This window comes from Adhaeribacter rhizoryzae (assembly GCF_008629685.1).
Classification (GTDB): domain Bacteria; phylum Bacteroidota; class Bacteroidia; order Cytophagales; family Hymenobacteraceae; genus Adhaeribacter; species Adhaeribacter rhizoryzae.
The window spans coordinates 1-11,853 of record NZ_VWSF01000007.1 but is presented as its reverse complement, the minus strand read 5'-3'; the positions used below and the strand labels follow the sequence as shown (position 1 = coordinate 11,853).

Sequence of the window (11,853 nt, the reverse complement as noted above, 5' to 3'; positions counted from 1 at the left end):
TCCCCTTATGTTGCCTGAATGATGCATCAATATTCCTTAAAAAGCCCGCTCAGCTGGTACCTGCTTTCTTTACAAGCACTAAATCTATAAACGGTATTGCTGGCGAATTTGCCAATTTGGCTGACAAGTGCCATGCTAGATGTTTATAAGGCAGAAGTATTTAAAGTGCTACTCTCTACTTTAAGGATAAAACTATTATATATTAGGAATTTGGCTATATTTTATATAACTTATCCTTTGAAATAAACCTCCCGCCGGAACAATCCAAGCCTTACAGGTGCAAACATTTGGATTGGGTAATACATTTCTGTCAGCTTATCTCCTTACATATCCTTTAATTAAATATTATGTTAGCAGAAGCAATACCGAGTTCTCAACTAAAGATGAGCCTGCGGGGTAAACTCATCGAACCGCAGGATGCGGATTACGAAACTTGCCGTAAAGTTTATAACGGCATGATTGATAAACGCCCTACCATGATTGCCCGCTGTTTAGATGAGGCAGATGTAATAGCGGCTGTTAACTTTGCCCGGGAAAATAACATGCTGGTTGCTGTAAGAGGCGGCGGTCATAACGGAGCAGGCCTGGGTATGTGCGATGGTGGCTTGGTTATCGACTTATCGTTAATGAAAGGCTCCCACGTTGATCAGGCTGCTGGTACGGTGCAGGTGCAGGGCGGTTGTACCTTAGGCGATGTAGACCACGCTACGCATGCCTTCGGAATGGCAATACCAATGGGAATTCAATCTACCACGGGTATAGCCGGGCTAACCTTAGGTGGCGGCGTAGGCCATCTTTCCCGCCAGTGCGGACTTGCCATTGATAATCTGCTGGAAGCTGATGTGGTTTTAGCAAATGGGCAATTTGTGAAAGCCAATGCAAAGGAGAACCCTGATTTATTTTGGGCTTTGCGTGGTGGTGGCGGCAACTTTGGGGTGGTTACTTCCTTTTTATTCCGTACCCATCCAATTAGTATGGTGTACGGCGGGCCTATGCTCTGGGAACTGGAGGATGCGAAAGAGGTGATGCGGTGGTATCATGAATTTATTCAGCATGCGCCCGATGAAATGAATGGCTTTTTTGCTTTTTTAATTGTACCACCCGGTGCGCCTTTTCCGGAACACCTGCACCTGAAAAATATGTGTGCAGTAGTTTGGTGTTACACGGGGCCGCAGGAAAGTGCAGAAAAAGCTTTTGAGCCAATCCGTAATTTCAAAACTCCAGCGCTCGACTTAGTTGGTCCACTGCCGGTACCAGCGCTGCAAAGTATGTTCGATCCTTTAATGCCCACTGGCATGCAATGGTACTGGAAAGGCGATTATGTAAAAGAGCTTACCGATGAGGCCATTGACCTATATATAAAATATGGTTCTCAATTACCTACCATGCTTTCTACTTTGCATCTTTATCCCATAAATGGAGCGGCGGCCCGGGTAGATAAAAAAGCAACTGCCTGGAATTACCGCGATGCTATTTATGCCATGGTTATTGCCGGCATAGATCCCGACCCGGCAAATAAAGATATTATTACCAATTGGGCCAAAGATTATTGGCAGGCCGTACACCCGTATAGCTTAGGTGGTTCGTATATCAATTTTATGATGGAAGAAGGCCAGGACCGGGTAAAAGCAACTTACGGCGACAATTATAACCGCTTGGTAGAAATTAAGAATAAATACGACCCAGATAATTTGTTTCGGGTTAACCAGAATATTATACCGGCCAGCAGCAAATAAAACTTAGCCTTGAAAGTACACCTGAAAAGGTGTACTTTTTTTATCTTTTATTTTCAAAAAGGTGCTTTCCTGAAGGCAAAACTATAATACTTACTTTATTAAAGTTTGGAATTAGCACTCTCCGAAAGTATACCGACTAAAGGTGAAATTTACGCTATAAACCATATAGGTGCAGCTAGCCCAAACTTGCAGTTTTCATCTCCTTATATAACGACCAGGTTTTGGATTACAGTCGGTTTCTGGATAATGGCTAACTTCTGGTAAGCAGTCATTGATACTGCAGCAGTTTTTAATTCAAATTTTTGTACTTGCGTGTTCTGGCCATTCCATACTTTCACATAGTACATCCCATCTGCCAACTCCGCTAAATCAAAGCGTACCCGGGTTGCTGTTTCTTTCTGAGGTACTTTTTTGGTGGCAATAGTAGTTCCGGAGGCGTTTATTAAACGGATAATTGTTTTAGGGCTGGCCGCTTCTCCTACTACTACATCTAACTTAGACATTAAAACCTGCACAACAGTTGCGGAGGCTGGAGCAACTTGCGCTGCATGATCCTTGGCAATATTTTGGGGAGTAGCAGCAAAACTAACAGAAGTGGTACTTACGGTTAAAGCAACAATGATGGCGGCAAATAAATTTTTCATGATTTAGATTTTTATAAGGATATAATATTAATTTAAATTACTAAGCGGCTGTTTTTAGCCGGTTTGATGTTACAAAGGAGGCACTTCTTCTGGTTAGTAAAAAATAGAATATACAGGCTTGAGAAGAGCATCTACAGCCTGGCCAATGGAAGCGATGAGATAGATAAAAGAAGCAGGCACTTGAATATAATTCCCGTTGGTAGATGAATTAGTTGGGTTTGGTAGATGTAATCGGAGCTTTGATAGATTAAAAAAGCACAAGTCCGGCTAATGCGGTAATTTAGCAGTTAGGCTTGCCTTTATTTCTAACACCTAAATATTCAGATGATTACTTTCCCTATACGGCCTTACTTACCTGCTCTAATTCATATTTTAGTGTGGACTACCTTGGGCGTAATGCTGCTGGTGTTGCAGCCTTTAAGCTGGAATATTGCGTTACCTACCCAGTTCTGGATAATGCAGGGCATTATTTTTTGTGTCTTTATTTGCTTATTTTATCTGAATGCCAATGTTTGGGTACCTCATTTTCTGTTTAAAAATAAGATATGGCTGTTTATATTTCTGGCTTTAGCCACCAGCGTAGGTGTTTTTATACTTCTAAACATGGCCAGCAAATGGTTAAACTTATCGGAGTTAATGTACCAGGCTACGCATGCAAACAGGCCGGGTAGCATGCGCCTGCACCGGCGGGAAGCTGGGTTTGATATGGGACGTCATTTTTTTACCAGCGGAATGATTCTGCTCATTCTTTTTATTAGTACCAGCGTGGCAGCCGTACAAAAATGGCGACTGGAAACAAAAGTCCGGCAAGATCTGGAACAGGAGAAAATAAGCTCTGAGCTTTCTTTTCTGAAAGCCCAAATTAACCCGCACTTCTTTTTTAATACCCTTAATAATATTTATTCGCTAACCATGTTTAACGTAGAGCTGGCCCAGAAAGCTTTGCATACCTTATCGCGGATGATGCGCTACGTGCTGTACGATACCCAAGCTGACAGCACATTATTAAGCAAGGAATTAGCCTTTGTGCAAGATTATATTGACCTGATGAAGCTACGGTTAACCGATAAGGTGCAGGTTATTTTTGAGCAGCCTGCCTCGTTAGCAGATGTACCCATTGCACCCATGTTGCTTTTGCCTTTTATCGAAAATGCCTTTAAATACGGCGTTAGCACCGATGCGCCCAGCCACATTTATATTGGCATTAAACAACAGCAAAATCGCCTGGCGGTGGAAGTACGAAATACTATTTTTACCCAAAAGCGGGTAACTTTAGATGAAAGCAATGGCATTGGTCTGGTAAATACCCGCCGCCGCCTCGACTTACTTTACCCCAATAAATATTCTTTAAATATTACCGAGAAAACACCCACAGACGAATATGTTATCTGCTTAGTCCTGAATTTATGATGACTTTAACTTGCCTGGCCGTCGACGACGAGCCGCTGGCTTTAGAACTGGTTTGTACTTTTATTAAGCAAACGCCTTTTCTGCAATTGGCCGGCCGGTATACGAGCGCGCTGGAAGCCCTGAACCACCTGCACCAGCACCCGGTAGATCTTATTTTTCTGGATATTCAAATGCCGGATTTAAGCGGCACCGATTTAGCCCGCGTGCTGGATAAAGGCCAGCCCGGCCAGGGGCCCCGCATTATTTTTACCACTGCGTTTAACCAGTATGCCCTGGAAGGTTACCGGCTCGATGCTTTAGATTATTTGTTAAAACCGTTTAATTACGTAGAGTTTCTGCGGGCGGCCAATAAAGCCCTGGCTTACGCCGAACTCCGGCAGAAACCAGTAGAACCCAACCCGGCTCTGGTAGAGGCGGAAGAAGAGAATATTTTCCTGAAAGTTGAATACCAACTGGTGCGGGTTGCGCTAAAGGATATTTTGTACATAGAAGGGCTGAAAGATTACGTAAAAGTTCACCTGCAAAGCGCTACCAAACCCATCCTGTCGCTCACCAGCCTGAAGGCTTTAGAAGAAAAACTACCGGCTAAAAAATTCATGCGCATCCATCGCTCTTTTATTGTGGCGTTAGATAAAATTCAGTCGGTAACGCGCCAGAGCGTACAAATTAAAGAAGTAAATATTCCGGTCAGCGATCAGTTTAAAGAACAGTTTAATAAATTTTTAAGCCGTTGGGTATAGTGCGTTGGTATTATCAGGGGTGTAAACGTAATATTAGTGTTTCGTGTAAGGGGCTTTTAGATGAACCCAAATTACTTAATTCTAGTGCTTCAATCTTTTCTAAATAATTGTATAAAGAAATATTATACTTCTTGTTGTAATAATATTTTAAAGCCGAATACAAGTATAATTACATAATGTATTATTTAATAAATTATATATTATTTATATTGTGGTTAGCAAGTCGTTTCAATTAGATAGCTGCTTGTGTTGTAAATAGTATGTTTTGCTTGTTAAATAATGTGTTTATTCCAATTATTTGCCACAAATCATACAGTTATCAAAAATAGTTTATATAATATTTTTGATAATTTTAATATGCGGGTAATACTTATGCTAAAACAATATACTATTTTTGATGGCTAATTTAGAAGTGGTTGTTGAGGATAAAAGTATAATTTAATTCTTTATAATAGCTAAATTAAAAATTAACTAAAATAAGGAAATACAAATTATAGCTTCATGGAGGTAATTAAAAGAAACAATATTAAAATCGTTGGTAAAGGGGAAAAAGTTATGATTTTTGTCCATGGGTTTGGCTGTGACCAAAACATGTGGCGTTATATTTTCCCTAGATTTATTGAAGATTATAAAATTGTTTTGTACGATCATGTAGGAGCCGGTAACTCAGAATTAACAGCATTTGATTACCAAAAATATAATACCTTAGAGGGTTACGCGGCCGACCTACTGGAGATTTGCCAAGAACTAGAAATTTATGATGCTGTTCTGGTCGGCCACTCGGTAGGTGCCATGATTGGGGTTTTAAGTGCTATTGCCCAACCGGAAAGATTTTCTAAACTAATCTTAATTACGCCTTCACCGTGTTATCTTAACCAAAATGATTATTACGGCGGTTTCGACTTTAGTACCATAGAAGGAATGCTGCAGCACATGAAACTTGATTATGCTGATTGGTCGGGTATTTATGCGTCGTTTATTATGGGAAATCCTGATAACCCTTCATTGGCAGAAGAATTAGCTTATAGCTTTTGCCATACAAATGCCGCTATTGCGCAGCATTTTGCGCGCGTTACATTCCTGTCTGATAACCGCAAAGACTTAAATAAACTTAAAACAAAGTCCTTAATATTGCAGTGTTCTAACGATGCTATTGCCCCGGAAGAAGTTGGCGAGTACATGCAAAAGCATTTGGCAAATACCACTTTGGTTAAACTTAAAGCTACTGGTCATTGCCCTAATTTAAGTGCTCCCTTAGAAACTATTGCGGCTATGGAGAATTTTCTGTTTTAAAATAACATTTATTAACTCATAGGCTAACTGAACTTTTGCTTTTTTTTACCTAATCAGACCTATAATAATTAAAAAGGTAAATACTCCTTTTACAATTTGCTTAACCAACCAGCAGTAATGTTTAACGTGTAAAAAATAAGGCTTATCGAATAAAGTTAAATTATCGGCTTACCTGAATTATTTTTAACCAAAGGAGTACGGGGGGATTCAGAATTTCATGTTACTAAATTTAACCGCAACGGGTATTTACGAATTTGAGAATTCTTATTTACACCTGTTGCTAGATGAGCCGGCCAGGCTAATGTATTCTACGTGGCTTCGTAACCCTAGTAGTGCGGAATACCGGGAAGCAACCCTGCGCTTTATCGACTACTTCCAGGAAAAAAATATTGCATACTGGATTTCAGATACTACCAACCTGACTGAAATAACGAAAGAAGATTTGGAGTGGGTGGTGAAGGTACTTATTCCGGCTGCTAATGCCTCTGGCCTACAGAAAATAGCCCGTGTTTCGGTAGTAGATACGAATATAAAAGCATTAAGGGAATTAGTTAATTTTAGCTCAACAAAATTAGTTACTACTATTGAAGTAGAGCAGTTTTCTACTTACCGGGAAGCAGTATCCTGGATAGTGGGAGAGCCTTGTTAATAAAAAAGAACTTTATTAACCTAGTTTACTACCAGGTTGTTAGATATATATGCCAAATTAAAAGTGTTATTTAGAACTAATATTTTATAATACTTGGTATATTCTTTTGAATTTTTAAATTCTTTAGCATAACCATTACAAGTAGGTTCTTCAAAATTTGAATAGGCGCTCTGTGCGCTATTTATTTAAAGAAACTTAGGGTCGGATTTATTGCTTCTTTGCTGGATTAATTTATATTGATTTAGAAGTGCTTTAGTCCGTTTCCGAATATATTTTAAGCAATTATTTCATTAATAACTCTTCCGTGTACATCCGTCAGCCTGAAATTACGCCCCTGGAAAGCATAGGTAAGTTTTTCGTGGTTCATACCCAATTGGTTTAAGATAGTAGCCTGCAAATCGAAAACATCAGTACGGCCTTTAATGCCATAATAGCCTATTTCATCGGTTTCGCCGTGGGTGTGGCCGCCTTTTATACCGCCTCCCGCCAGCCAAACCGTAAAAGCTTCGGTATGATGATCGCGGCCTTTAAAGGCCATTTGCTTGCCCTCCCGGTTTTCCTGCATGGGTGTCCGGCCAAATTCGGCTCCCCATACTACCAAGGTTTCATCCAGTAAGCCCCGCATCTTTAAGTCCTGAAGTAAGGCTGCTACCGGTTTATCTATTTTCTTACATAAATCGCCGAAGCCTTTATCTAAAGCATTGGTTGGGTCATTGCCATGCGAATCCCAGCCCCAATCGAATAATTGCACAAACCGCACGCCTTTTTCTACAAGCCGCCGGGCCAGCAAACAATTATTTGCAAAAGATGCTTTACCCGGCTCGGTACCGTACAGTTCGTGAATGTAAGCCGGCTCCTTGTTAATATCCATTACCTCCGGTACCGAAACCTGCATTTTAAATGCCATTTCGTATTGCGAGATCCGGGAAATGGTTTCGGGATCTTTCATTTCATCGTAATGCAGCTTATTTATTTCATTAATTGCTTCTATCGATTGTCTTCGCAGATCACGACTCATACCAGGTGGATTTTCAACGTATAATACAGGTTCGCCGTGTTGCCGGCACTCTACCCCCTGGTAAACGGTAGGCAGAAATCCGCTGCCGTAACCTGCTTTGCCCGCATCTGGTGCTTTGCCTCCGGATAACAATACCATAAAACCTGGCAGGTTTTCGTTTAAAGAACCCAACCCATAAGTAGCCCAGGCGCCCATGCTGGGCTTACCCAAGCGTGGGCTACCGGTTTGCATGAGCAGTTGTGCCGGCGCGTGGTTAAACTGGTCGGTGTGCATGGCTTTCAGAAAAGATACTTCGTCGGCCATTTTGGCAAACTCGGGTAAGTGATGCGAAATCCAGGCACCCGATTGTCCGTGCTGCTTAAACTGCGCCTGCGGCCCCAGCATTTTGGGCACGCCTTTAATAAAAGCAAATTTTTTGCCCTCCAGCAACGAAGGCGGACAATCTTGCCCGTCTAGTTTGTGTAGCGCCGGTTTATAATCGAAGAGTTCTAGTTGCGAAGGTGCGCCAGCCATGTGCAGAAAAATAACCGATTTGGCTTTTGGGGCAAAATGCGGCGGCAAAGGCAGAAAAGGCTTGCTCAAATCCCGGACAATACCAGTTGTTTCGGCAGCTGGGCCGCTACCGGATTTTTGCCAGTTACAGCCAATTAGCGAGGATAATGCCACCGCTCCCAACCCCGTAGTGCACTTCCAGAGAAAATGGCGGCGGGTTAGGTACTCGGCTTGGCGTAACTGGGCTTCTTCAAAAATATTCATTTCTTTGCGCTTAAATCTTTAACCAAACAGCTTAAACCTATTTTGGAAAAGAATTATTCTTTCATTACAAACTCATCTAAATTTAAAATGGCATTAGCTACCAACGTTAAAGCCGCTAGTTGCCGCGGCACCGGATTCTGATTAGCAGCTTCTTTGCCAATAAATTGGGATGCATCTTGTGGATGCTGGCTATAATAGATATCGGCCTGCTGGTATAATTTAGTTAAAGCTTTTAGTTTAAGGGTAGCGGGTTTCCGGAAAAGAGCAGCCTCATAACCACTAGTTATTTGTTCCGTTGGCGATTTACCGGATTGCTGCATTTTGCGGGCTAAGCCTTGCGCTGCCAGCATATAAACAGTATCGTTTAAAGTAACCAACGCTTGCAATGGCGTGTTTGTCCGGATGCGCCGGGAAACACAAATTTCTCGCCCCGCTGCATCAAAGGTTTGCAGCGAAGGATAAGGTACAGAACGGCGCCAGAATGTATAGACGGCTCGCCGGAAAGCATCTTCACCGGTGCTGGTTTCCCACTTCATGCCGCTGTATACTACCTGCCAAACGCCTTCGGGCTGGGGAGGCATTACGCTGCGGCCATACATTTTAGAACTCAGCAAACCCCCAACCGCTAATGCCTGGTCGCGTATCTGCTCGGCCGTTAAACGAACGCGTGGGCCGCGGGCCAGCAGCCGGTTTGCCGGATCTTTTTGGGTAAGTTCCGGCGTAGTTTTGGAACTTTGCCGGTAAGTATGGGAAAGTACCAGCAGCTTCAGTAATTTTTTAACTTGCCAGCCCTGCTCGTGCTGAAAATTTAATGCCAGCCAGTCTAATAATTCCGGGTGCGATGGCTTTGTACCCTGCGAGCCAAAGTCTTCGAGGCTCTCCACTAATCCGTAGCCAAAAAGTTGTTCCCAGAAACGATTAACCGTAACACGGGCCGTTAATGGATTATCCGGACTTACCAGCCATTTTGCCAATCCCAAACGGTTAGGTTGATATTTAACAAAAGCATTCAGGAATTTAGGCGTGCTAGGCCTTACGGCTTTGCCCTTGGTTTTCCAATCGCCACGCTCAAATAAGTAAGTTTGCCGCCAAAAGTCGCGCGGATTTTCCTGAATAATGGGTGTTTTTTCAGCTTCAGCGTTCAGGAGTTGTTGTAGCTTATTTTTTGCCTCTGCATAGCCCGGTTTACCGGCTCCGGGTAATGGCTCAGTAAACAGTAGCCATTCCAGTTGGTAAACATAATCCTGGGGGTTAGCTAAAGCCGGGTTCAGGAATACAACATATAAATCGTGTTTGCCGGTAGTTGGGTTCAGGTTAATTATTTCCCGGCGGTAACCTCGACCTTCCTGCTCCGGGGCAGTTTTAAATTCGGCCAGCACTTCGCCATCTAAGCGGTCTTGCCGAACTTGAAGCGTGCCACCACCTTTACGGTTTGCTATACTTACTATCAAATCGGTTTTGCCGGTTAGGTTTATTCCTTTTAGGCGGGCAAAGCCATTGTGGCCCCCTCCCAAATATTTACCATCAGCTAAAGCAGCATTCGTTAATTTATCAAAAGCATGCGGGTGAATTTTCGGCTCAGTAATTCTAACTAGTTTCTCAATGCGAATTATTTCGGTTGATTTTTGTGCAACGGGCAGTTCTTTTGTAACCCACTCTTTTAACTCCTTTATTAAAAGTTCGTCCTCGGGTTTTAAGTGCACCAGCGTTGGCGATTCGTTCGGAATATCCTCATCGCGGGTATTATTAAAAAATGCCATCGACTGGTAAAAGTCTTCGTGCCGGAAAGGATCGTAAGGATGACTATGGCATTGCACACAGCCCATGGTGGTGCCTTGCCACACTTCCCAGGTATTGCTTACCCTATCCAGTAAGGCAGCCGTCCGGAACTCCTCATCATCGGTGCCGCCTTCATCGTTGTTGGCTGTATTTCGGTGGTAAGCGGTAGCAATAAGTTGTTCTTCGGTGGGTTGTGGCAATAAATCGCCGGCCAGTTGTTCTATGGTAAACTGGTTAAAAGGTTTGTCTTGGTTAAAAGATTGAATAACATAATCGCGGTAACGCCATACGTTGCGGTAATCGTCTTTTTCGTAACCCTTTGAATCGGAATAACGAGCCAGGTCCAGCCACATCGCGGCCCAGCGTTCGCCAAAATGCGGGGAAGCCAGTAAGCGATCTGCCTGTTTTTCGTACGCTTGAGGAGAGCTATCTTGTATAAAGTCTTGTAGTTCTTTTTCGGTAGGAGGTAGCCCAATCAAATCCAGGCTTAGCCGACGTAATAAGGTGGCTTTATCAGCAATAGGTGCCGGCTTTAATCCTTCTTGTTGCAAACGGGCCTGCACAAAATTATCTATTGGGTTAACAGCCGCTCTTAATTCATCAGTGGGTACTTTCGGATTTTTAGGCGAGATATAAGCCCAGTGATCAGCCCATTTGGCACCTTCCTTAATCCATTGTTTTAATATATCAATTTCAGCCTGAGGCAATGGCTCGGCATGATACGGCATGCGTTCTTCTGGATCTTTGGCAGTTAAGCGACGAATAAATTCACTATTCTCTGGATCGCCGGGAATAATGGCGGGTTTGCCTGAATTATTTTTACGTAAGGCATCGGCCCGGGAAAATAAACTAAATCCGCTTTTTTCTTTTACGCCACCGTGGCAGGAAATGCACTTGGTGTTAAGAATAGGGCGAACATCAGCGTTAAAATCAACAGATTTCTCGGGTTGGCGGATGCAACTAAAATATACTACACCTGCCAGAATTAAAACTAAAGCAGAAGTGAATACATTTTTCTGAAACATTGTTAAGGAGTAGCTATTTGGTTTAAAGGTAAAATGGGGATTGTTTTTTGGATTCAAAAAGAAGCAATAAACAAAAAAGTAGACTAATATTTAAGTTAATTAAAAAATACCCATACCAATAATACAATTATTAATACAGAAGCACAAGAAACAATCTTAAATAAGGCTAGAATTATTAGTAGACAGAAACAAGAACATTGTCCTATTAAGCAAATTGATTGGTAAGTTATTGAGTAGTATTATAAACCAGCTAAAGTAAGCGTAAGAGAATGTCGTAGTAAAATAGTTTTAGCAAAAAATTTCTTTTTAAGTATTGCCAAATGGAAAATATTTTCTACTTTTGCACCTCCAAAACGGACAGCCGGTTCAAGATGGAAGAGTGTTGGAGAAAGGAGTAATAATGTTGAGCCAAAAGAAGCAAACGTAGGTTTACCTCTTTGGTGTTTTTAACTAGGAACAACTGGTAATAAAAACAAAATAATTTGGTTGCAGGTTTGCAAAGTTTAAGAATAAAGTCTTACCTTTGCACTCGCAAAAAAAGAAAAGCAGCAGGCTTTTAGAATAAGGTGTAGCAAGGAAGAAGCGGGGTTTAAAGCTGTTTGCTTAGTAAATATTTACCAAGACATCTCCAGAAAAGCAAAAAAAAATAATCTTCGAATATTTTGCAAAGAAGTAAATAGTTTTTACCTTTGCACTCCCAAACGGAAAGAAGCTAAAAAGTAGCTGCTAGCAGCTAACAAGTGGTTGGTTGAAAGGTTGGGAACAGGTAAATAAATGCAATAATTTATTACACATCACGACGG

At 42.0% G+C, this 11,853-nt stretch carries 8 protein-coding genes; 5 read left to right on the top strand and 3 right to left on the bottom strand.

The genetic code is table 11. From position 1 onward, the window contains the following. Positions 1-347 precede the first annotated feature (347 nt). A complete protein-coding gene (locus tag F0145_RS10835) occupies positions 348-1,736 on the top strand; it encodes an FAD-binding oxidoreductase (protein ID WP_150088431.1) in 1,389 nt (462 codons plus the stop codon). Between the two features lie 203 nt (positions 1,737-1,939). Here F0145_RS10835 and F0145_RS10830 read toward each other — a convergent pair whose 3' ends face one another. Then, positions 1,940-2,380, bottom strand: coding sequence for a T9SS type A sorting domain-containing protein (locus F0145_RS10830; protein ID WP_150088430.1), 441 nt, complete (start codon positions 2,378-2,380; stop codon positions 1,940-1,942). A gap of 324 nt (positions 2,381-2,704) precedes the next feature. On the opposite strand from F0145_RS10830, the gene F0145_RS10825 reads away from it, so the two are divergent. The 4 genes from F0145_RS10825 to F0145_RS10810 all read left to right on the top strand — a co-directional run bounded on the left by F0145_RS10825 (position 2,705) and on the right by F0145_RS10810 (position 6,472). Then, positions 2,705-3,790: a sensor histidine kinase gene (locus F0145_RS10825; RefSeq protein ID WP_150088429.1), complete on the top strand. Its 1,086-nt coding sequence runs from the start codon at positions 2,705-2,707 to the stop codon at positions 3,788-3,790. Continuing rightward, positions 3,790-4,530 (top strand): LytR/AlgR family response regulator transcription factor, encoded by a 741-nt coding sequence (locus F0145_RS10820; RefSeq protein ID WP_150088610.1) that lies wholly within the window; start codon positions 3,790-3,792, stop codon positions 4,528-4,530. The genes F0145_RS10825 and F0145_RS10820 overlap by 1 nt, the downstream gene beginning before the upstream one ends. Positions 4,531-5,031: 501 nt before the next feature. After that, positions 5,032-5,823, top strand: a complete 792-nt coding sequence (locus tag F0145_RS10815; RefSeq protein ID WP_150088428.1) for an alpha/beta fold hydrolase — start codon at positions 5,032-5,034, stop codon at positions 5,821-5,823. A gap of 217 nt (positions 5,824-6,040) precedes the next feature. Then, the gene (locus tag F0145_RS10810) at positions 6,041-6,472 is read left to right on the top strand and encodes a hypothetical protein (RefSeq protein WP_150088427.1); all 432 of its coding nucleotides are present in this window, start codon (positions 6,041-6,043) and stop codon (positions 6,470-6,472) included. A 274-nt stretch (positions 6,473-6,746) separates the two neighbouring features. Here F0145_RS10810 and F0145_RS10805 read toward each other — a convergent pair whose 3' ends face one another. Together F0145_RS10805 and F0145_RS10800 are read right to left on the bottom strand one after the other, a co-directional pair. Beyond that, entirely contained in the window at positions 6,747-8,246 is a 1,500-nt protein-coding gene (locus F0145_RS10805; RefSeq protein WP_150088426.1) for a DUF1501 domain-containing protein, read from the bottom strand. A 53-nt stretch (positions 8,247-8,299) separates the two neighbouring features. Beyond that, the gene (locus F0145_RS10800) at positions 8,300-11,050 is read right to left on the bottom strand and encodes a DUF1553 domain-containing protein (protein WP_150088425.1); all 2,751 of its coding nucleotides are present in this window, start codon (positions 11,048-11,050) and stop codon (positions 8,300-8,302) included. Between the last annotated feature and the right edge of the window lie 803 nt (positions 11,051-11,853).